General features: G+C 73.9%; 22 protein-coding genes. 9 read left to right on the forward strand and 13 right to left on the reverse strand.

All coding sequences use genetic code 11. The features are described 5' to 3' along the window. The 7 genes from G5V58_RS20015 to G5V58_RS20045 all read right to left on the reverse strand — a co-directional run bounded on the left by G5V58_RS20015 (position 1) and on the right by G5V58_RS20045 (position 5,415). The gene (locus G5V58_RS20015) at positions 1 to 918 is read right to left on the reverse strand and encodes a haloalkane dehalogenase (protein ID WP_165236627.1); all 918 of its coding nucleotides are present in this window, start codon (positions 916 to 918) and stop codon (positions 1 to 3) included. Further along, positions 918 to 1,427: a hypothetical protein gene (locus G5V58_RS20020; RefSeq protein ID WP_230486779.1), complete on the reverse strand. Its 510-nt coding sequence runs from the start codon at positions 1,425 to 1,427 to the stop codon at positions 918 to 920. Before G5V58_RS20020 ends, G5V58_RS20015 begins: the two co-directional genes overlap by 1 nt. 55 nt (positions 1,428 to 1,482) lie before the next feature. Beyond that, a complete protein-coding gene (gene proC, locus G5V58_RS20025) occupies positions 1,483 to 2,286 on the reverse strand; it encodes a pyrroline-5-carboxylate reductase (RefSeq protein WP_165236631.1) in 804 nt (267 codons plus the stop codon). Between the two features lie 8 nt (positions 2,287 to 2,294). Further along, complete coding sequence (locus G5V58_RS20030) at positions 2,295 to 3,230, reverse strand: proline dehydrogenase family protein (RefSeq protein ID WP_230486780.1); 936 nt, start codon at positions 3,228 to 3,230, stop codon at positions 2,295 to 2,297. A 133-nt stretch (positions 3,231 to 3,363) separates the two neighbouring features. Continuing rightward, positions 3,364 to 4,101, reverse strand: coding sequence for an ABC transporter permease (locus G5V58_RS20035; RefSeq protein ID WP_165236633.1), 738 nt, complete (start codon positions 4,099 to 4,101; stop codon positions 3,364 to 3,366). Beyond that, positions 4,098 to 4,766 (reverse strand): ABC transporter ATP-binding protein, encoded by a 669-nt coding sequence (locus tag G5V58_RS20040; protein ID WP_230486781.1) that lies wholly within the window; start codon positions 4,764 to 4,766, stop codon positions 4,098 to 4,100. The genes G5V58_RS20035 and G5V58_RS20040 overlap by 4 nt, the downstream gene beginning before the upstream one ends. A gap of 67 nt (positions 4,767 to 4,833) precedes the next feature. Continuing rightward, the gene (locus tag G5V58_RS20045; RefSeq protein WP_165236637.1) at positions 4,834 to 5,415 is read right to left on the reverse strand and encodes a TetR/AcrR family transcriptional regulator; all 582 of its coding nucleotides are present in this window, start codon (positions 5,413 to 5,415) and stop codon (positions 4,834 to 4,836) included. Positions 5,416 to 5,521: 106 nt separating this feature from the next. On the opposite strand from G5V58_RS20045, the gene G5V58_RS20050 reads away from it, so the two are divergent. Genes G5V58_RS20050 through G5V58_RS20060 form a run of 3 tightly spaced genes read left to right on the forward strand, consistent with a single transcriptional unit; the run spans position 5,522 to position 9,533 of the window. After that, on the forward strand, positions 5,522 to 7,666 hold the full coding sequence (locus G5V58_RS20050) for an MMPL family transporter (RefSeq protein ID WP_165236639.1): 2,145 nt from the start codon (positions 5,522 to 5,524) through the stop codon (positions 7,664 to 7,666). A 32-nt stretch (positions 7,667 to 7,698) separates the two neighbouring features. Beyond that, on the forward strand, positions 7,699 to 8,856 hold the full coding sequence (locus G5V58_RS20055) for a sensor histidine kinase (protein WP_230486782.1): 1,158 nt from the start codon (positions 7,699 to 7,701) through the stop codon (positions 8,854 to 8,856). Further along, positions 8,853 to 9,533, forward strand: coding sequence for a response regulator (locus tag G5V58_RS20060; protein ID WP_230486783.1), 681 nt, complete (start codon positions 8,853 to 8,855; stop codon positions 9,531 to 9,533). Before G5V58_RS20055 ends, G5V58_RS20060 begins: the two co-directional genes overlap by 4 nt. Positions 9,534 to 9,539: 6 nt before the next feature. Here G5V58_RS20060 and G5V58_RS20065 read toward each other — a convergent pair whose 3' ends face one another. Together G5V58_RS20065 and G5V58_RS20070 are read right to left on the reverse strand one after the other, a co-directional pair. After that, positions 9,540 to 10,319 carry a sugar phosphate isomerase/epimerase family protein gene (locus G5V58_RS20065; RefSeq protein ID WP_165236641.1) on the reverse strand — a complete coding sequence of 260 codons (780 nt, stop codon included), beginning with the start codon at positions 10,317 to 10,319 and terminating at the stop codon, positions 9,540 to 9,542. A gap of 46 nt (positions 10,320 to 10,365) precedes the next feature. Next, a complete protein-coding gene (locus G5V58_RS20070; RefSeq protein ID WP_165236643.1) occupies positions 10,366 to 11,304 on the reverse strand; it encodes a Ppx/GppA phosphatase family protein in 939 nt (312 codons plus the stop codon). Between the two features lie 42 nt (positions 11,305 to 11,346). Between G5V58_RS20070 and G5V58_RS20075 the strand changes: the two genes are divergently transcribed. The 3 genes from G5V58_RS20075 (at position 11,347) to G5V58_RS20085 (ending at position 13,542) form a co-directional block, all read left to right on the forward strand. Further along, a complete protein-coding gene (locus tag G5V58_RS20075; RefSeq protein WP_165236645.1) occupies positions 11,347 to 12,126 on the forward strand; it encodes a hypothetical protein in 780 nt (259 codons plus the stop codon). Positions 12,127 to 12,208: 82 nt separating this feature from the next. After that, positions 12,209 to 12,847, forward strand: coding sequence for a VOC family protein (locus tag G5V58_RS20080; RefSeq protein WP_165236647.1), 639 nt, complete (start codon positions 12,209 to 12,211; stop codon positions 12,845 to 12,847). Positions 12,848 to 12,951: 104 nt separating this feature from the next. Further along, a complete protein-coding gene (locus tag G5V58_RS20085; RefSeq protein WP_230486784.1) occupies positions 12,952 to 13,542 on the forward strand; it encodes a class I SAM-dependent methyltransferase in 591 nt (196 codons plus the stop codon). Between the two features lie 2 nt (positions 13,543 to 13,544). On the opposite strand, the gene G5V58_RS20090 is transcribed toward G5V58_RS20085, so the two are convergent. Then, positions 13,545 to 14,588: a LacI family DNA-binding transcriptional regulator gene (locus G5V58_RS20090; RefSeq protein WP_230486785.1), complete on the reverse strand. Its 1,044-nt coding sequence runs from the start codon at positions 14,586 to 14,588 to the stop codon at positions 13,545 to 13,547. 178 nt (positions 14,589 to 14,766) lie between these two features. On the opposite strand from G5V58_RS20090, the gene radA reads away from it, so the two are divergent. Both radA and disA read left to right on the forward strand, forming a co-directional pair. Further along, positions 14,767 to 16,188 (forward strand): DNA repair protein RadA, encoded by a 1,422-nt coding sequence (gene radA, locus G5V58_RS20095; RefSeq protein ID WP_165236649.1) that lies wholly within the window; start codon positions 14,767 to 14,769, stop codon positions 16,186 to 16,188. 46 nt (positions 16,189 to 16,234) lie between these two features. Then, a complete protein-coding gene (gene disA, locus G5V58_RS20100) occupies positions 16,235 to 17,341 on the forward strand; it encodes a DNA integrity scanning diadenylate cyclase DisA (protein ID WP_230486786.1) in 1,107 nt (368 codons plus the stop codon). On the opposite strand, the gene G5V58_RS20105 is transcribed toward disA, so the two are convergent. Both G5V58_RS20105 and G5V58_RS20110 read right to left on the reverse strand, forming a co-directional pair. Next, positions 17,338 to 17,691, reverse strand: coding sequence for a phosphomannose isomerase type II C-terminal cupin domain (locus G5V58_RS20105; protein ID WP_165236651.1), 354 nt, complete (start codon positions 17,689 to 17,691; stop codon positions 17,338 to 17,340). The genes disA and G5V58_RS20105 overlap by 4 nt on opposite strands. Positions 17,692 to 17,695: 4 nt before the next feature. Further along, complete coding sequence (locus tag G5V58_RS20110; RefSeq protein ID WP_165236653.1) at positions 17,696 to 18,490, reverse strand: hypothetical protein; 795 nt, start codon at positions 18,488 to 18,490, stop codon at positions 17,696 to 17,698. A 77-nt stretch (positions 18,491 to 18,567) separates the two neighbouring features. Between G5V58_RS20110 and G5V58_RS20115 the strand changes: the two genes are divergently transcribed. Continuing rightward, positions 18,568 to 19,431, forward strand: a complete 864-nt coding sequence (locus G5V58_RS20115) for an A/G-specific adenine glycosylase (RefSeq protein ID WP_165236655.1) — start codon at positions 18,568 to 18,570, stop codon at positions 19,429 to 19,431. A gap of 4 nt (positions 19,432 to 19,435) precedes the next feature. Here the strand turns inward: G5V58_RS20115 and G5V58_RS20120 are convergent, their stop codons facing one another. Further along, complete coding sequence (locus tag G5V58_RS20120; RefSeq protein WP_230486787.1) at positions 19,436 to 19,690, reverse strand: hypothetical protein; 255 nt, start codon at positions 19,688 to 19,690, stop codon at positions 19,436 to 19,438. Positions 19,691 to 19,754: the final 64 nt, after the last annotated feature.

Below are 19,754 nucleotides of genomic sequence, written 5' to 3' on the forward strand. Positions count from 1 at the left end.
CTAGGACGGGTCCGGCCGCGATCCGGCTCCCAGGAAGTCGCGGACGGCCGCCGCGAGCTCCGGGCCGGCGTCCTCCTGGAGGAAGTGCCCGGCGCGCTCGATGGTCACGCTGACCGCGCCCGGGACGTGCCGGGCCAGGATCGGCGCCATCGCGCCCGTGATCGGGTCGGAGTCGCTGAACGCGTTGAGCCACGGCTTGTCCCAGGCGCCCAGCGCGGCCCACGCGGCCCGGTTGGCCCCGGTGGCCGGGTCGTCGGGGCGCGTCGGCACCAGCGTCGGCATGGCCCGCGGGCCGGCCTTGCTCGCCTCGGTGTCGAACGGCGCGTCGTAGGCCGCCCGCACCTCCTCGGTCAGGCCGCGCACGCAGCCGGACGCCACCAGCCGCCCGACGTCGAGGACCTCGGCCTGCTCGACCGCACGGCGGAACTGCCACCAGATCTCCGGCATGTCCACGTCGCCGGTCGGCAGGCCGGTGTTGGCCGCCACCACCCGCGCGACGCGGTCCGGGTGCTCGGCCGCGATCCGGAGCCCGATGAGCCCACCCCAGTCCTGGCCGACCACGGTGGCCTCGCGCAGGTCGAGGTGGTCGAAGGCCAACTCGCGCACCCACGCGACGTGCCGGGCGTAGCTGTGGTCGCCCGTGGCCAGCGGCTTGTCCGAGCGGCCGAAGCCGACCAGGTCCGGAGCCACGCAGCGGTGGCCCGCGTCGCTCAGCACCGCGATCACGTGGCGGTAGAGGAACGACCAGGACGGCTCGCCGTGCAGGAGCAGGACGACCTCGCCGTCGGCCGGGCCCGTGTCGACGTACGCCATCCGCAGCGTGCCGCCGTCCGGGTCCGCCACCTCGGCGTACGACGGCGGCCAGGGGAAGTCCGGCAGGTCGGCGAAGCGGTCCTCGGGGGTGCGGTGCACGTCCATCACGGCACCCTCTCAGCCAGCCGCTTCAGGTTGAGCAGCTGGCGGCGCATCATCACCAGGTCGCCCCAGGCCAGCGCGTGTGCCACCGGCCCGGCCGAGCCCACGGCGACGCGGGCGACGAGGCGGGAGCCCGCACGGTCCGGCTCTGCGGCGTACGTCATCGCGACCCGGCCGAACAGCCGCTCCCCGCGCGACGAGGTCACCGCCGTCCACTGGTGGCCGGCCTCGAACGACGTGAGCCGGAAGACCACCGCCATGGTCTGGCCGACCTCGAGCCGGTCCGCGCCCGGGGTGAGCGTCTGCGGCGAGCGGCGGCCGAGGTTGTCGACCAGGTCGTAGGAGTACGGCGCCACCGCGATCTGGCACAGCCAGCGCCAGGTCCGCTCGGGCGGCGCGGCGACCCCGATCGCGCGGGTCAGCCGCAGGCCGGGCGGGACCAGGTCGTCGGCGGGGTAGGAGCGCGCCGCCTCCTCGGGCGTGGCGCCCCAGACGACGGCGTCGAGCTTCACGGTCCCCATCCTCCCGCCGAGCGCCGCCCGGGAGCGTCCACCCAGGGGTGGGAGGTCAGTCGCCCTCGGCCAGCTCGCGGCTGCGGTCGCGGGCCGACTCCATGGCCGCCAGGAAGGCCGCGCGGACGCGGTGCACCTCGAGCTCGCGCAGCGCGGAGGCGGTGGTCCCGCCGGGGCTGGTGACCTGTTCGCGCAGCACGGTCGGGTGGGTGCCGGTCTCGCGCAGCATCTTGGCCGAGCCGACCAGGGTCTGGATGACCAGCTCGGTGGCGGTGGCCCGCGGCAGGCCGAGGTGCACGCCGGCCTCGATCATCGACTCGACGACGAAGAAGATGTACGCCGGTCCGGAGCCGGAGATCGCGGTGACCGCGTCCTGCTGGCGCTCGGGGATGCGGACCACGCGACCGACCGAGGACATCAGCGACTCGGCCTCGGCCAGCTGCTCCTCCGAGCAGTGCGAGCCGGGCGAGACCGCGGCCATGCCCTCGTCGACGAGCGCGGGGGTGTTGGGCATGACGCGGACCACGGCGACGCCGTCGGGGACGCGGGACTCGATGAAGCCGGTGGTGATGCCGGCGGCGAGCGAGACGAGCAGCTGACCGGCGCGCAGGGACGGGGCGATCTCGTCGAGGAGGTCGGCCATGTCCTGCGGCTTGACCACCAGCGCGACGGTGTCGGCCTTGGCGGCCGCGTCGGCGTTGCCGACCACCGCGACGCCGTAGCGCTCCTCGAGCTCCTGCGCGCGCTCGTTGCGCTTCTCGCCGACCAGCAGCTGGTCGACGCGGCGCCCGGCGCGGACCAGGCCGGAGAGCAGGGTCTCGCCCATGACGCCGGCACCGAGGATGGCGGTCTGCTTCACGGGGGCGCTCACTTCTTCGAGATCAGGGACCGCAGGAAGAATGTCAGGTTCTGCGGGCGCTCGGCGAGGCGGCGCATGAGGTAGCCGTACCACTCCTGGCCGTAGGGGATGTAGACCCGCACGCGCTCGCCCGCCTCGACCAGGCGCTTCTGCTCCTCGGGGCGGATGCCGTAGAGCATCTGGAACTCGTAGGACCCCTGCTCGCGGTTGTAGCGCGAGGCCAGGGTCGAGGCGATCTCGACCAGGCGCGGGTCGTGGGTGGCGATCATCGGGTAGCCCTGGCCGCGGAGCAGCACCTTGAGGCAGCGGACGTAGGAGCGGTCGACGTCGAGGTCGTCCTGGAAGGCGACCTCCTCGGGCTCGTTGTAGGCGCCCTTGCACAACCGCACCCGCGAGCCCTCGTAGGCCAGCGCGCGGCAATCGGCCTCGGTGCGGTGCAGGTAGGCCTGGAGCACCGCTCCGGTCTCGGGGAAGTCCTTGCGCAGCTCGCGCAGGGTGGCCAGCGTGGCGTCGGTGGTGGTGTGGTCCTCCATGTCGAGGGTCACCGTCGTGCCGGCGTTGCGGGCGGCCCGGCAGATGGTGCGGGCGTTCTCGAGCGCGATCTTGTGCCCCTGGTCCGGCAGGGCCTGGCCGATGGCCGACAGCTTCACCGACACCTCGGCCATCCGGGTCAGCCCGCGCGCGGCGAGCTGGTCGAGGACCTCGAGGTACGCCGCCACCGTGGCGTCGGCCTGCTCGGCGTCGAGGGTGTCCTCGCCGAGGAAGTCCAGCGAGACCCGCAGCCCGGCCTCGACCTGCTGTGCGCTCGCCTCGACCACGGACTGTGTGGACTCACCCGGCACGTAGCTGCGCACGATCCCCGCCGAGACCGGCATCGTGCTGACCAGCTTCTTGACCTGCTCGCTGCGGCTGAGGAGGAGCAGCGGTCGGCTCAACAACGCCATGTCGACAGGCTACGTCGCTCCATTGCGGAGGTGGCCATCGAGCGGGGCGACGTGCTGCCGCTGATGCGGTCGCGGTCCCGGCGCACGTGCGCGAGCTCGCGGTCGTCGGCCACCTCGAGCTGCTCGTTCTGGGTCAGGGTGTCCGACGACGCAGCGTCGCGGCGCCGAGACCCAGCGAGGCCACCGCGAAGCCCGCGACCACCAGCAGGTCGAGCCAGACGTCGCTGGTGGCCGTTCCACGGGTGAGGTGGGTCATCGCGTCCACCGCGTAGGACAGCGGCAGCACGTCGCTCGCCGCGTGCAGGACGTCGGGCAGCGCGTCGCGGCCCACGAACAGCCCGCAGAGCAGCAGCTGCGGGAAGACCACCGCGGGCAGGAACTGCACGGCCTGGAACTCGGTGCGCGCGAAGGCGCTGACGAAGAGCCCGAGGGCCGAGCCGAGCACGGCGTCGGCCACCGCGACCAGGCCGAGGAGGAGGACGGACCCGGCGATGTCGAGGTCGAGGAACCCGACGCTGACGACCACCGCCAGCAGCGCCTGCACGGCCGCGACGACACCGAAGGCGAGCGCGTAGCCCACGAGGAAGTCGAGCCGGCCCATCGGCATGGCCAGCAGCCGCTCCAGCGTCCCGCCCGAGCGCTCACGCAGGGTGGTCACGCTGGTGACCAGGAACATCACGATGAACGGGAAGACCGCGAGCAGCGCCGGCCCGAACCGGCCGAACGGGTTGCCCAGGGAGTCCTCGAACATCCACCAGAGCAGGGTCAGCAGCAGGCACGGGACGACCAGCAGCAGGACGACGGTGCGCGGGTCGCGCCGCAGCTGGACGAGCACCCGGCCGGCGACGGCCAGCGTGATCCGGGGGCTCACGCCGCGGCCACCAGGGAGAGGAACGCCGACTCGACGTCGTCGGTGCCGGCCTGCGCTTTGATCGCGGCCGGGGAGTCCTGGGCCAGCACCGCGCCGTCGCGCATGAGCAGCAGCTGGTCGCAGCGCTCGGCCTCGTCCATGACGTGGCTGGAGACGAGGACGGCCGCGCCACCGTCGGCCAGCTCGTGGAACAGCTTCCACAGGTCGCGGCGCAGCACGGGGTCCAGGCCGACGGTCGGCTCGTCGAGGACGAGGAGCCGCGGACGGCCCAGGAGCGCGACGGCCAGGCTGGCCCGCGAGCGCTGGCCGCCGCTCAGCCGGCCCACCACCGCGTCGGCGTGCGAGCCGAGGTCGACCGCGGTCACGACCCGGTCGACCTCGCTGGCCGGGCACCCGAGGACGCGGGCGAAGAAGCGCAGGTTCTCGCCCACCGTCAGGTCGTCGTACACGCTGGCGGCCTGGGTGACGTAGCCGATCTCGTGGCGCAGTGCCGCGCTGCCGGCCGGCTGACCCAGGACGGTGACCGTGCCGCCGGCGACCCGCTGGGCGCCGACGACCGAGCGCAGCAGCGTCGACTTGCCGCACCCGCTCGGGCCCAGCAGACCGGTCACGCCGGCCCCGATGGCCAGGTCCAGGCCGTCCAGGACCGGGTGGCCGCCCCGCATGACCGATAGGCCGCGCGCCTCCACCACAAAATTCATCATGCGATGAATTGTGTCGCACCCGGGCCGTTCAGTCGAGCGGCACCTCGAGGTAGCGCTGGAGCGTCGCGGCGTACGCCGCCACCAGGTCCTCGGCCGGCGCCGAGGCCAGGGGCTCGAGCCCGAGCACGTAGCGGGCCATGACCAGCCCGATGAGCTGCGAGGCGACCAGGCTCATCCGCCGCTCGGGCTGGTCCACGCCCAGCCCCTCCCCGACCGGTCCGAGCACCACCCGCAGCAGCCCGTCGGCGACCAGCCGCTCACCGCCCGGCTCGAGCACGCCGCGGACCAGGGCCAGCAGCGGCAGCCGGGTCGCCTCGTCGTCCCAGACGCTCAGGAAGGTGCGCACCAGCCGCTCGCCGGCCCCGGCCACGCCACCCGCGACGACGGGCCCCAGCACGGTCCGCGGATCCACCGGGGCCCCGAGCGCGGCCAGGAACAGCTCGCGCTTGGTCCCGAAGTAGTGGTGCACGAGGGCCGGGTCGACGCCCGCCGCGGTGGCCACGGCCCGGACCGACGTGGCGGCGTACCCCTGGGCGGCGAAGAGTGCGCGCGCCTCGGCCAGGATCGTCGCGCTGGTCTCGGGCGACCCGGGCCGACGTCCGCGAGGCATGAGCGCAGGCTACGGCGGGCGGCGTACGCCCACGGGAGTACGCCGCCCGCCGAGTTGCTCCCCGGGCACGACGACCGGGGGCGGGTCCGGGCCGGAGAGTCGAGCCATGACGACCCAGCAGCTCCCCTCCCGCACCACCCCCGACCCCCACCACGACGCCCCGGCTGCTCCGGGCCGCCTGCTGCGCCTGGTCGCGGCCGCTCCCAAGCGGACCCTGCTCGCGGTGTTCCTCTTCGTCCTCGTGGCCGGCTTCTTCGGCGGCCCGGTCGCCGGGCAGCTGGAGTCCGGCGGCGGCTTCACCACGGCCAACGCCGACTCGGTCCGGGCCGTCGAGCGGATCTCCGGCGCGACCGGCCGCGCGGCCACCGCCGGCGTGGTCCTCCTGGTCGACACCCCCGGCGGCGTGGCCGCCGACAGCGACCGGATCGCCGAGGTGACCGCGCAGCTCGCGGCCGAGCCCGGCGTGGTCGACGTGACGTCCCCGACGACCACTCGCGGCAGCCCCGCCGGCCTGGTCTCCACCGACGGCACCCAGGTGCTCGTGCTCGCCACCCTCGACGCGGCGGCCGACGAGGACGCCGTCGGCGAGGACGTCATCGACACCTTCGACGGCCAGGACGACGTCGCCGTCGGCGGCTCCGCAGTCGTCGGCGTCCAGCTCGGCTCCACCATCGGCGAGGACCTGGGTCGCGCCGAGATGATGGCCTTCCCGATCCTGCTCCTGCTCTCGCTGCTCTTCTTCCGCGGCCGCGCCGCGGTGCTCCCCCTGGTGGTCGGCGCGACCACGGTGCTGGGCACGTTCCTGGTCATCTCCGGGATCAACCAGCTCTACGGGATGAGCGTCTTCGCCCTCAACCTGGTCATCGGCCTCGGCCTCGGGCTGGCCATCGACTACACGCTGTTCCTGGTGACCCGCTACCGCGAGGAGCTCGGCCGCCAGGGCGCCACGCTCGGCGCCCTCACCACCACGATGCGCAGCGCCGGCCGGACCGTGGCCTTCTCCGCGACGACCGTGGCGGTGGCCCTGGCCGCGCTCACCGTCTTCCCGCTGGGCTTCATCAAGTCCATGGGCCTGGCCGGCGCAGTGGTCGCCGTGGTCGCCGCGGTCGCGGCGCTGGTCGTGTCGCCGGCGCTCTTCGCCCTGTGGGGCGCCGAGCTCGCCCGCAAGGAGTCGGCGACGCCGGAGGAGAAGGGCCGCTGGTACCGCCTCTCCCACGCCGTGATGCGCCGACCCGGCGCGGTGGCCGTGGCCACCGGCGTGGTGATGCTGGCCCTGGCCGCCCCGGCCCTCCGCGCGGAGTGGACCCCGGTCGACAGCTCGGTCATCCCCACCGACAAGAGCGCCCGCACCGTGGCCGACGCGACGGAGTCGTCGTTCGGCGGGACGGGCGGCAGCCCGGTGCTGGTCGCGGTCGAGGCGAGCGACCCGGCCGCCGTCACGACGTACACCGACCAGGTGGCCGCACTCCCCGGCGTGGTCGCCGCCGCCGACCCGGTCCAGCTCGACGCCACCACCTGGCAGCTCGACCTGGTCGCCTCCGGCGATCCGGAGGGTGCCGCGGCCCGGCAGCTGGTCCAGGAGGCCCGCGACGTCTCGGTGCCCGGCGTCGACGCCCTGGTCGGCGGTGGGGCCGCGGAGTTCATCGACCAGCAGGACGCCATCGGCTCGCGACTGCCGCTGGCCGCCGGCCTGGTCATCGGGCTGACCCTGCTGGTGCTGTGGCTGATGACCGGCTCGGTGGTCCTGCCGGTCAAGGCGGTGATCATGAACGGCCTGACCGTCGCCGCCTCGCTCGGCGTGCTGACCTTCATCTACCAGGACGGCCGGCTGACCGGGCTGCTCGGCTACACCCCCAACGGCGGCATCGAACCGACCGACTTCCTCATCACCGCGACCCTGATCTTCGCGCTCTCCACCGACTACGGCGTCTTCCTGCTGGGCCGGATCAAGGAGCTGCGCGACGGCGGGCTCGGGGAACGGGAGTCGGTGGCGGTCGGCGTCCAGCGCACCGGCGCGGTGGTCACCGCCGCGGCCATCCTGCTGGCCGTGGCGATCGGGGCCTTCAGCACCAGCTCGATCTCGTTCATCCAGCAGATCGGGGTGGCCACGGCCTTCGGGGTCCTGGTCGACGCGTTCATCGTCCGCTCGCTGCTGGTCCCGGCGCTGATGGGGCTGCTCGGCAAGTACAACTGGTGGGCGCCGATGCCGCTGCGGCGCCTGCACGACCGGATCGGCGTCACCGAGCGGTGACACCCTCCCCCGGCGTGGCCTACCGTCCTCGGGTGCGACTGCACCCGAGGACGGTCGGCTGGGACCTCCTGCTGTTCGCGGGGCTCGCGGCCGCGATGCTCGTCGAGCTGGCCCGCTCGGAGGACGGCGGCACCGACTCCACCCCGCTCGCGGTCCTGCTCATCGCCCTGGCCAGCGCGGCCGTCCTCCTGCGCGGCGTGCACCCGGCCTGGGTGCTCGTCTACGGCATGGTCACGCTGTACGCGGTGCTCGGCGTCGTCGACATCTACCAGACGGCGCCGTTCCCCACGATGGTCGCGGGCTACCGGCTCGCGCTCACCACCAGCCGGCGCACGACGATCCTCACCGGCCTGGCCCTGATGCCGTTCGTGCTCTTCGCGGTGCTGTTCTTCGGCCACGGCAAGACCGCGCTCAAGACCGCGGAGATCCCCAAGAACCTGGCCTTCGTGGCCGCCCCCCTCCTGCTCGGCTCGACGCTGCGCGAGCGGCGCATCGCCCACGAGGCGCTGGTCGAGCGGGCCGAGACCGCCGAGCGGACCCGCGACGAGGAGGCCCGCCGCCGCGTCGGGGAGGAGCGGCTGCGCATCGCCCGCGACGTCCACGACGTGGTCGCCCACGCCATGGTGGCCATCAACGTCCAGGCCGGTGTCGGCGCGCACCTGCTCGACCGCGACCCCGAGCAGGCCCGGCGCACGCTGGAGGACATCAAGAAGGTCAGCGGCGAGGCGCTCACCGACCTGCGCGCCACCCTGGGCGCCCTGCGCACGCCGTACGACGACGAGACGGTGCCGATCGCCCCGACCCAGGGCTTGGCCGAGCTCGACGAGCTGGGCGAGAGCCTGCGCTCGGCCGGCGTGGACGTGCACGTGGACATCGACCCGGGCACGGCCACGGTGCCCGCGGCGGTGGCCGCGACCGGCTACCGGATCGTGCAGGAGGCGCTGACCAACGTGGTCCGCCACGCCGGCGGCGCGCGCGCCCGGGTGCGGGTCGCGCGCGAGGACGACCACGTCGTCATCGACGTGACCGACGACGGCGGCGGCACCGGCCCGTCCGTCGCGCCCGTTGGGACCGGGCACGGCGTGCGCGGCATGCGCGAGCGCGCCCTGGCCGCGGGCGGGACCCTCGAGGCCGGCCCGCACGACGGCGGCTGGCGGGTCCACGCCAGCCTGCCGGTGGGGGCACCGTGACCACGCGCGTGCTGCTGGCCGACGACCAGACCCTCGTCCGCGCGGGCTTCCGCGCGCTCCTGGACTCCGAGGACGACCTCGAGGTCGTCGGCGAGGCCGTCGACGGTCGCGAGGCGGTGGCCCTGGCCCGCTCGCTGCGGCCCGACGTGGTCCTGATGGACATCCGGATGCCGCACCTCGACGGGCTGGCCGCCACCGGCGCGATCACCGCCGACCCCGCGCTGTCCGGCACCCGCGTGGTGGTGCTGACGACGTTCGAGCTCGACGAGTACGTCTTCGGCGCGCTGCGCGCCGGCGCCTCCGGCTTCCTGCTCAAGGACGTCGAGCCGCAGGCGCTCCTGGACGCCGTACGCGTCGTCGCCGACGGCCAGGCCCTGCTGGCGCCGGCCGTGACCCGCCGGCTCATCGAGGCCTACGTGGCCACCGAACCCGCTCCCGTCCCCGCCGTCGCCGCCGACCCGGCGGCCGACGAGCGGCTGGCCGGGCTCACCCCGCGTGAGCTCGAGATCCTGGCCCTGGTCGCGCGCGGGCTGTCCAACCGGGAGATCGCCGAGCAGCTGGTCCTCTCACCGCTGACCGCGAAGACCCACGTGTCGCGGCTGTTCACCAAGCTCGGCGCCCGCGACCGCGCGCAGCTGGTCGTGCTGGCCTACGAGACCGGGCTCGCCTCGCGCTAGCCGCGCTCAATCCGCGGTGAAGTGCTCGCGCGCGAAGTCCAGAGAATCGACCAGGTCCTTCTCGCGCTCCTCGCGCGAGCTGGCCTTGCGGGTGTTGATCTCCAGCACGATCTCGCCGCGGAACCCGGTGCGGGCGACGTGGCGCAGGAACTCCGCGGCGCCCGTCGTACCCCGCCCCGGCACCAGGTGCTCGTCCTTGGCCGAGCCGGTGCCGTCGGTGAGGTGGACGTGGCGCAGCCGCGGGCCGAGCCGGTCGGCCATCGCGATCGGGTCGTCCTGGGCGATCGCGGCGTGGGAGAGGTCGATGGTGGTGTTGGCGTAGGGCTCGGCCGACGGGTCCCACCCGGGCAGGTACATCTCCATGCCGCGGCGCGAGGAGGCGCGCCACGGGTACATGTTCTCGACCGCGAAGGCGATCCCGGTCGACTCCTCCAGCGCGGCGATGCCGTTGACGAAGTCGCGGGCGTAGTCCTTCTGCCAGCGGAACGGCGGGTGCACCACGACCACCTCGGCGCCGACCGCCTGGGCCATCTCGGCCGAGCGCTCGAGCTTGCCCCACGGCTCGGTGCCCCAGACCCGCTGGGTGAAGAGCAGGCACGGCGCGTGGATCGCCGAGACGGGGACGCCGTGGTGCTCGGACAGCTGCTGCACGGCGCTGATCGACTGCGACAGCGCGTCGATGACCATCACCTCGACGGCGTCGTAGCCCAGCGCGGCGGCGTACGCGAACGCGTGCGCCGTCGACTCCGGGTAGACCGAGGACGTCGAGAGACCGACCCGCGTCACGGTGCCCCGTTCTCTGGGGCGTTCACCGGGGCGTTCATCGTGTCGTTCACTGGCCACGCACCGACAGCTGGTCGAGCCGCTCGAGGATCACGCCCTCGCGCAGCGCCCACGGGCAGATCTCGAGCTCGGTCAGGTCGAAGATGTCCATGCAGGCCTCGGCCACCAGCGCGCCGGGCACGATCTGGTGGGTGCGGCTCGGCGAGACCCCGGGCAGCCCGGCCAGCTCGTCGGCGCCCATCGCCACCAGCTTGGGGATCCACTCGCGCAGCTCCTCGAGCGGCAGGGAGCGGGGCACGAGCCGACCGTCGGTCGAGGGCGCGGCGCCGCAGATCCGGGCCAGGGAGCGGAAGGTCTTGGACGTCGCGGCCGCCCGGTCGGGGCGGCCGGCGCGCAGCAGGTGGCCGGCGTCGTGGGCGATCTCGGCGCGGATGTGGCGGCGCAGGTCGCGCAGGGTCTCCTCGTCGGCGCGGCCGCCGAGGAAGTGGCTGCGGGCCAGCCGGGCGGCACCCAGCGGCAGCGACCACGCCACGTCGGGCGCCTCGTCCGCCCCGCCCGCGATCTCCAGCGACCCACCGCCGATGTCGAAGACCGCCAGCCGGCCCGCCGACCAGCCGAACCAGCGGCGTACGGCCAGGAAGGTGAGGCGCGCCTCGTCCTCGCCGGACAGCACGTCGATCAGCACGCCGGTGCGGTCCTGCACGTGCTCGAGGACCGCCTCGCTGTTGCCGGCGTCGCGCACCGCGGACGTCGCGAAGCCGAGCATCTCCTCGCAGCCCTTGTCCTCCGCGACCCGCAGCGCCTGGGCCGTGAACTCGGTCAGCGCGTCGATCCCGGTCCGCGAGACGCGGCCGTCCTCGTCGAGGTGCTCGGCCAGCCGCAGCGGCTGCTTGAAGGAGTACGCCGGCAGCGGGGCCGCTCCACCGTGGGCGTCCACGACGAGGAGGTGCCCGGTGTTGGACCCGATGTCCAGCACGCCGACGCGCATGGGTCCAACGTACCCGCGGGCCCACGTACGTAGGCTTGGCCGGTGCCTGAGGTGGATCTGGTGTTCCCGCGCGCCTACGTCGAGTTCGTCAACCCCGACGACGAGTCCGAGACGTTCCGGTGCGACCTGACGTGGCTCACCTCGAGCTACCAGTGCATCTTCGGCGGCGGCTGCGCGGGCATCTACAAGGAGTCGCCCGACGTCGGCTGCTGCGCGCTCGGGGCGCACTTCGCCGACGCCGACGACGAGAAGCGCGTCGCGACGTACGTCGGCATGCTGGACGAGACGCTGTGGCAGTTCCGGCCCTCCCCCAAGAACGGGAGAGCGAAGAAGGTCAAGAAGTCCGACTGGGTCGACGTCGACGAGGACGGTGAGCGCAAGACCATGGTCGTGGAGTACGACGGCCAGTCGGCGTGCGTGTTCCACAACCGCAAGGACTTCCACCTCGGCGCCGGGTGCGCGCTGCACGCGCTGGCCTACGTGCTGGAGAAGAACCCGCTCGAGACCAAGCCCGACGTGTGCTGGCAGCTGCCGCTGCGTCGCACGTTCCGCACGGTCAAGCGCCAGGACGGCACGGAGTACACCGAGGTCAGCATCGGCGAGTACGACCGCCGCGGCTGGGGGCCGGGCGGGCACGACCTGGACTGGTACTGCACCGGCAACACCGAGGCCCACACCGCGCCGGAGCCGCTGTACGTCACCAGCGCCGCCGAGCTGACTGCCCTCATGGGTGAGGCGGGGTACGCCGAGCTCGCGCGACACTGCGAGGAGCACCTGCTCTCGCGCTCGCGGTTGGCGATCCACCCGGCCGACCCCCGCTAGCGCTCCCCCGCCCGCTCTCTCGACGTCAAGACACCAGGGCCCCGCTTTGGTGGACGCGCACGCCGCCGTCCACAATCTCTGCATGCGTCTCGACCACCTCTCGTTCGCAGCCGGACCCGACGGCCTGGCCGCCACGGCCGAACGCATCGGTGACCTCCTCGGCGCGCGCTTCGTCGACGGCGGCGTGCACCCGCGCTTCGGCACCCGCAACATGCTGCTGCCGCTCGCCGACCACACCTACCTCGAGGTCGTCGAGGTCCTCGACCACCCGGCCTCCGACAAGGCGCCGTTCGGCCAGGCCGTGCGCGCCCGCTCCGCCCTCGGCGGCGGCTGGCTCGGCTGGGTCGTCGCGGTCGACGACATCAGCGTCGTCGAGCGCCGCCTCGGCCGCGAGGCCGTCGTCGGCAGCCGGCACCGCCCCGACGGCACCGAGTTGCGCTGGAAGCAGATCGGCGTCAACGGCCTCATCTCCGACCCGCAGCTGCCGTTCTTCATCCAGTGGGAGGTCGCGCCCGAGCTGCACCCCAGCCACGGCGCCGACGGCGCGTTCTCGCTGGCCACCCTGGAGATCGCCGGCGACACCCACCGCGTGAGCGAGTGGCTCGGCGAGACCGTCGAGGCCCCCCTCGAGGACGTCAAGGTCGAGTGGGTCTCGCCGAACGGCACCCCCGGGATCCTCGCCGCGCAGGTGCAGACGCCCCGCGGCCTGGTCCGGATCTGACCCTCCCCGACGGGGCCCGGCCGAGCCCCAACATCTGGCACCACACCGCGACGTACGAGGTCGAGAACCGCGCCGTCGACCCCGACGGTCGCCTCTGGGACGCCATGGCCTCCGTCGTCGAGTGGAGCGGGCGCACCGTCCTCGACGTCGGCTGCGGCACCGGCTTCCACCTGCCCCGCTTCGCCACCACCGCCGCCGAGGTCATCGGCGTCGAGCCCCACCCCGACCTCGTCGCCCTGGCCCGCCGCCGCACCCGGGCCCTGCCGAACGTCGACGTCCGCCAGGGCACCGCCCAGGCCCTCCCCCTCCCCGACGCCTGCGTCGACGTCGTCCACGCCCGCTGGGCCTACTTCTTCGGCCCCGGCTGCGAGCCCGGCCTCGCCGAGCTCGACCGCGTCGTGCGCCGAGGCGGCGTCGCGATGGTCATCGACAACGACCCCTCGCGCTCGACGTTCGGCGCGTGGTTCCGCCACGGCTACCCCGACCGCCCCGGCGCCGCCGACCTCGAGCGCTTCTGGTCCACGCACGGTTGGACCCGCACCCCCGTCGACATGGGCTGGCGCTTCTCCTCGCGCGCCGACCTCGAGGCGGTCGTGCGCATCGAGTTCGACGCGGCCACCGCCGACGCGGTGCTCGCCGAGCACGAGGGCCTCGAGGTGGACTACGCGGTCAACCTCTGGTCCAAGGCGTTCTGACCTCAGCTGCTCCCGCGCACGACCAGCGTCGGCTCGAGCAGCACGCCGGCGCCGACCACCGGCGGGGCACCGAGGAGCCCCTCGAGGGCGTGCACGACCTCGATCGCCACCTGCTCGAGCGGCAGCCGGACGCTGGTCAGCCCGGGCGGCACCGTCTGCGCGACGAGGCTGTCGTCGAAGCCGGTGACTGCGACGTCCTGGCCCGGCTTGAGCCCACGCTCGTACAACGTGTGCAGCACCCCCATGGCGAGGGTGTCGGAGGCGCAGACGAACGCCGTCGGCTGGGCCTCGTCGAGCAGCACTGCGCTGGCCTCGCGGCCGGACGCGACGGTGTCCTCGACGCGGGAGGCCAGGCCCGTGGTGGGGATGTCGCGCGAGCGCATGGCCCGCGACCAGCCGGCCCGACGGTCCTCGCCCAGCAGCGAGTCCTTGCGCCAGCCGATCCAGGCGATGCGGTGGTGGCCGCGCTCGATCAGGTGCGTGGTGGCGAGGTCGCCACCCGCCGCGCCGTCGACGTCGACCCAGGGGTGCCGCGCGTCGGGGTCGTTCCACGGCCGACCGAAGGCCACGAAGGGCGCGCGCCGCTCGTTGAGCCACGCGGCCTGCGGGTTGCCGAGGTAGGTGTCGGTGACCACGAACGCGTCCACGGCGGTCGAGCGCAGCAGGTCGTCGTACGCCGGGAGCTCGTCGGCGGCGTACCCGGTGCGCTGGCCGGAGAACAGCAGCACGTGGTAGCCGACCGCGCGTGAGGAGTCGACGAGGGAGTGGACGAAGCGGTCCATCGCGGCGTTCGCGGTGCCCTCCTCGGCCGGCTTGATCGGCAGGCCGATGAGGTGCGAGGAGCGGGTGCGCAGGTTGCGGGCGGCGCGGTTGGGCAGGTAGCCGAGCTCGGCGATCGCCTCCTGCACCCGGCGCAGGGTGTCCTCGCGGAGCAGCTCGGGGTTGTTGACCGCGTTGGAGACGGTCTGGCGCGAGACGCCGGCCCGCTCGGCGACGTCGGCCAGGGTCGGCGGGGTGACCGGGTGCCGCTGCACGGTGCTCGACACGTCCTTCCCCCTGCCTGGCCGACCTGACTTCCCAGGTCATTGTGCAAATGTCGCTGGATCGTTCCAAAGTCAGGGTATCCCGGGCTCACCCTGGTGGGTGGGCTCGTCTCGGACCGTCGTCCCCAGGGTCTCGGTGCGGCACCGCGCGGCTGTCGGTGCCGCCGCCTAGGTTGCTGCCGTGCCCAAGACCGCCTCGCGTCCCGCCTACCGCTGCACCGAGTGCGGGTGGGAGACCGCCAAGTGGGTGGGCCGTTGCGGCGAGTGCCAGGCGTGGGGCTCGGTGGCCGAGACCGCGGCGCCGACCGTGCGCGCGGCCGCGTCGCCGGTCACGGCCAAGGCCGTCCCCATCGGCGAGATCTCGGTCGAGGAGTCGGCGTTCCGCACCAGCGGGGTCGCCGAGCTCGACCGCGTCCTCGGCGGCGGCTTCGTGCCGGGCGCAGCGATCCTGCTGGCCGGCGAGCCCGGCGTCGGCAAGAGCACGCTGCTGCTCGAGGTCGCCGCCCAGACCGCCCGGGGGCGCCACCGCGTCCTCTACGTCACCGGCGAGGAGTCGGCCTCCCAGGTGCGGCTGCGGGCCGACCGGACCGGCGCGGTGGAGGACGAGCTCTACCTCGCCGCCGAGACCGACCTCGGCGCCGTGCTGACCCACATCGAGGACGTGCGGCCCACGCTTCTCGTCGTCGACTCCGTGCAGACCATCGGCGCCTCCGGGCTCGAGGGCGTGCCCGGCGGCGTCACCCAGGTCAAGGAGGTCGCGGCCGCGCTGGTCCGCGTGGCCAAGACCCGCAACATCACCACGGTGATCGTCGGCCACGTGACCAAGGACGGCGCCATCGCCGGTCCCCGGGTCCTCGAGCACCTCGTCGACGTGGTCCTGCACTTCGAGGGCGACCGCAACTCGCGGTTCCGGATGGTCCGGGCCATGAAGAACCGCTTCGGCCCCGTCGACGAGGTCGGCTGCTTCGACCTCGGCGCCGACGGCATCAGCGCGGTCGCCGACCCCACCGGCCTGTTCGTCGAGCACCAGAGCGGCCAGGTCCCCGGCACGTGCGTCGCGGTCACCATGGAGGGGCGGCGCCCCCTGCTCGCCGAGGTGCAGGCCCTGGTCACCCCCTCCCCGCTCGAGCGGCCCCGGCGTACGACGTCCGGCCTCGACTCCTCCCGCGTCGCCCTCGTCCTCGCCGTCCTGCAACAGCACGCCCGGATCCGCCTGCACTCCTACGACGTCTTCGCCTCCACCGTCGGCGGCGCCCGCCTCCACGAGCCGGCCAGCGACCTCGCCCTGGCCGTCGCCATCGGCTCGGCCACCCTCGGCGTCGCCCCACCCTCCGGCGTCGTCGCCATGGGCGAGCTCGGCCTGGCCGGCGAGCTCCGCCGCGTCCGCGACCTGCCCCAACGCCTCGCCGAGGCCGCCCGCCTCGGCTTCCGCGTGGCCGTCGTCCCCAGCGACCGCACCCGCCAGGGCCCCCGCTCCCCCGAGTCCTGGACCGTCGACGGCATGCGCGTCCTCGACGTCCCCGACGTCGCCTCCGCCCTCCGCCTGCTCCAGCTCACCTCCGAGCCGCGCCTGCGCGCCGCCGAGGAGGGCTCCGCGGGCTAGGTCGGACGGATCGAGTCGGTGCGGCCCCGGAGGCCGTACCCTTTGCGTGCTTGCTCGTGAGGGGGGTGACGACGTGGCCGACCGGTCCGACGAGACGCTGCGCCTGCGCGCGACCCTCCAGGCCATCGCCCCGGGCACGTCGCTGCGCGACGGCCTCGAGCGGATCCTGCGCGGGAGGACGGGCGCGCTGATCGTCCTCGGCACCGACCGGACCGTCGACTCGATCGCCACCGGGGGCTTCGACCTCAACGTCCCGTTCACCGCCACCGGCCTGCGCGAGCTGGCCAAGATGGACGGCGCGATCATCGTCGACAAGGACATCACCCGGATCATCAAGGCCGCGGTGCACCTGATGCCCGACCACACGATCCCGTCCGAGGAGACCGGCACCCGCCACCGCACCGCCGACCGGGTCGCCCGCCAGACCGGCTTCCCGGTCATCTCGGTGAGCCAGTCGATGCAGATCATCGCGGCGTACGTCGGCGAGACCCGCCACGTCCTCGAGGACTCCGGGCAGATCCTCTCCCGCGCCAACCAGGCCCTGGCCACCCTGGAGCGCTACAAGCTCCGCCTCGACGAGGTGTCCAGCACCCTCTCCGCCCTGGAGATCGAGGACCTGGTCACCGTGCGCGACGTCGCCGTCGTGGCCCAGCGCCTGGAGATGGTCACCCGCATCGCCCGCGAGATCGAGGACTACGTGCTCGAGCTCGGGACCGACGGCCGCCTGCTCTCCCTGCAGCTCGAGGAGCTCATCACCGGCGTGGACCTCGAGCGCGAGCTGGTGATCCGCGACTACGTGCCGGGCGGGCGCCGCGGCAAGACCCCTGAGGTGCTGCTCCAGCGGCTCGAGGCCCTCAGCGCCACGGAGCTGGTCGACCCGGCGTCCGCGGCCCGCGTGCTGGGCCTCGGCAGCGTCGAGCACCTCGACGGAGCGGTCGCCCCCCGCGGCTACCGGCTCCTGGCCAAGGTCCCGCGGCTGCCCGCCGCGGTCGTGGACCGGCTGGTCGACCACTTCGGGACGCTGCAGAAGCTGCTCTCCGCCGGCGTGGAGGACCTGCAGGTCGTGGAGGGCGTCGGCGAGCTCCGCGCCCGCAGCGTCCGCGAGGGCCTGTCGCGCCTCGCGGAGTCGACGATCCTCGAGCGGTACGTCTAGGAGTCGGAGCGCCCGAAGTCGTCCTCGAGGCGCACGATGTCGTCCTCGCCGGTGTAGGAGCCGCGCTGGACCTCGATGATGATCAAGGTCTCGTCACCCTCGTTGGCGATCCGGTGGGCCTGGCCGAGCGCGACGTCCACGCAGTCACCCGGGCCGGCGACGACCGTGTCACCGTCCAGGGTGCAGGTGGCCTTGCCCTGGACGACGACCCAGTGCTCGGCTCGGTGGGCATGCGTCTGGTAGGACAGCCGCTTCTGCGGCTCGACGACGATGCGCTTGACCTTGTACCCGTCGCCTTCCTCCAGCACGTGCCAGGAGCCCCACGGCCGGTCCTCGGAGAGCGTCACCACGCGCTCACCCTACCGACGGAGATCCGCTCCCGGTGCCGCCGCCCTTGGGCTCGGCCGTCTGCGTGACGGTGGCCGGGGCGGGAGCGACCAGCTCGAACTGCACATCCGTCGGCTCACCACCGAGCACGGCCGCCCGCGCGTGGTAGAACCCCGGCAGCGCCCACGCCGTCCGGTCCGAGCACTCCTCGTCCGAGCGCGCGCCCCGCGCCCAGACGACCGGCACCTGCGTGACCGAGGCCAGGCGCACGGTGACGTCCTGGGTGGGGATGGCGTCGGGGCACTGCTTGCTCAGCCAGATCTGGTCGTGGCCGGAGACGACGTTGAGCCGCAGCGTGTCGGGCGAGAGGTGCCAGGTGCAGGCGGCGCTCGTGCGCGTCTGCAGGTTGAGCATGATGGTGACGTCCTGGCCGCCGATCGGCGACGGCACGCTCGGCGTCACGAAGACGTCGTCGTCCGAGCACGGTCCGCTCGGCTCCGGCAGGACGGGTGTCGGGGTGGGCGTGGGGGTCGGCGTGGGCTCGGCGGTCGCGCTGCCCTTGCCGCCCTTGCCCCCGCGCTTGCCGCCCTTGCCCTTCTTGCCGGGCTTCTGCGTCTCGGGCACCGGCACGGTGGTCGTGGGACTGGTCAGCGTCGAGGCGCCGGTCTGCGCGGCCGTGCCGTCGTCGTCGGACGATCCGTCGCTGGCCCAGCTGAGCACCTTGCCGACGCCGAGGAAGACCACCAGCGCGATGCTGAGCACCGCCAGCCGGCGGCGCCAGTAGACGGCGGCGGGGAGCGGCCGGCGCGTCGTCGGAGGCATGGCCAGCACGCTAGGACGAACCGGCGCGCGGACGTCGTACCCACGCCGCACCGGACGGCGGCTACCGTCCACCAGCGATGTCCGACCTCCACGCTCCGCTGCTCCGCTGGTACGCCGAGCACCAGCGCGACCTCCCCTGGCGCCGCCCCGACGCCTCGCCGTGGGCCGTGCTCGTCTCCGAGCTCATGCTGCAGCAGACACCGGTCGCCCGCGTCCTCCCGGTGTACGAGGTGTGGCTCGAGCGCTGGCCGACGCCCGCCGACCTGGCCGCCGAGCCGTCCGGCGAGGCGGTCCGGGCGTGGGGCCGGCTCGGCTACCCGCGGCGGGCGCTGCGCCTGCACGCGGCCGCCGTCGCGATCGTCGAGCGGCACGGGGGCGAGGTGCCCGACGACCACGCCGCGCTGCTGGCGCTCCCGGGGGTCGGCGACTACACCGCGGCGGCCGTGGCGTCCTTCGCCTTCCGGCAGCGCCACGCGGTGCTGGACACCAACGTGCGCCGGGTGGTGGCGCGGGCCGTGGGCGGGGTCGAGTTCCCCCCGACGGCGCTGACCCGGGCCGAGCGCGACCGCGCCGCACGGCTTCTCCCGGACGACCCGGACACCGCCGCCACCTGGGCGGTCGCGGTCATGGAGCTCGGCGCGCTCGTCTGCACCGCGGCCTCGCCGCGCTGCGCGGAGTGCCCGATCGCGGACCGGTGCGCGTGGCGATCGGCCGGCTACCCGGCGTACGACGGACCGCCGCGGCGCGGCCAGGCCTGGGCCGGCACCGACCGCCAGTGCCGCGGCCGCCTCATGGCCGTGCTGCGCGAGGCCGACGGCCCGGTGCACCGCAGCCGCCTGGACGCCGTGTGGCCGGACGCCTCGCAGCGCGAGCGCTGCCTGGACTCGCTCCTCGTCGACAGACTGGCGCGCCGCACCGGGCCGGACAGCTACGCCCTCTGAGCGCTCAGTCCCCAGTGACGAACAGCGCGAGGTAGCCGCAGCGTCCGCAGCGGTGCGCCGCGATCGGGTAGCGCTGCTTGCCGAAGCGGGCCGCACCCCCGAACAGCCCCCGCTCCAGCGGCCCCGGGATCCACCGCGCGTACCCCTGCGAGGCCTGGCCCATGTCCTCGACGAACCCCTCGCAGAACGAGGTCCCCTGGCAGTGCGGGCACACCCGCGGTTCCGTGGCAGCCGGGGTGGACTCAGGCGTCTCGCTCACCCACCCATCATGCGACGACCCGCCCCTCCGGTCGGAGAGGCGGGTCGCCAGGGTCGTGCGAGGT

The organism is Nocardioides anomalus, assembly GCF_011046535.1.
Lineage (GTDB): Bacteria > Actinomycetota > Actinomycetes > Propionibacteriales > Nocardioidaceae > Nocardioides > Nocardioides anomalus.

Excerpts from the sequence above, each read along its gene's own strand:
- G5V58_RS20015 (WP_165236627.1), bottom strand. The coding sequence starts at position 918 with ATGGACGTGCACCGCACCCCCGAGGACCGCTTCGCCGACCTGCCGGAC.
- G5V58_RS20030 (WP_230486780.1), bottom strand. The coding sequence starts at position 3,230 with ATGGCGTTGTTGAGCCGACCGCTGCTCCTCCTCAGCCGCAGCGAGCAG.
- G5V58_RS20040 (WP_230486781.1), bottom strand. The coding sequence starts at position 4,766 with ATGCGGGGCGGCCACCCGGTCCTGGACGGCCTGGACCTGGCCATCGGG.
- G5V58_RS20045 (WP_165236637.1), bottom strand. The coding sequence starts at position 5,415 with ATGCCTCGCGGACGTCGGCCCGGGTCGCCCGAGACCAGCGCGACGATC.
- G5V58_RS20050 (WP_165236639.1), top strand. The coding sequence starts at position 5,522 with ATGACGACCCAGCAGCTCCCCTCCCGCACCACCCCCGACCCCCACCAC.
- G5V58_RS20070 (WP_165236643.1), bottom strand. The coding sequence starts at position 11,304 with ATGCGCGTCGGCGTGCTGGACATCGGGTCCAACACCGGGCACCTCCTC.
- G5V58_RS20080 (WP_165236647.1), top strand. The coding sequence starts at position 12,209 with ATGCGTCTCGACCACCTCTCGTTCGCAGCCGGACCCGACGGCCTGGCC.
- G5V58_RS20085 (WP_230486784.1), top strand. The coding sequence starts at position 12,952 with ATGGCCTCCGTCGTCGAGTGGAGCGGGCGCACCGTCCTCGACGTCGGC.
- G5V58_RS20110 (WP_165236653.1), bottom strand. The coding sequence starts at position 18,490 with ATGCCTCCGACGACGCGCCGGCCGCTCCCCGCCGCCGTCTACTGGCGC.
- G5V58_RS20115 (WP_165236655.1), top strand. The coding sequence starts at position 18,568 with ATGTCCGACCTCCACGCTCCGCTGCTCCGCTGGTACGCCGAGCACCAG.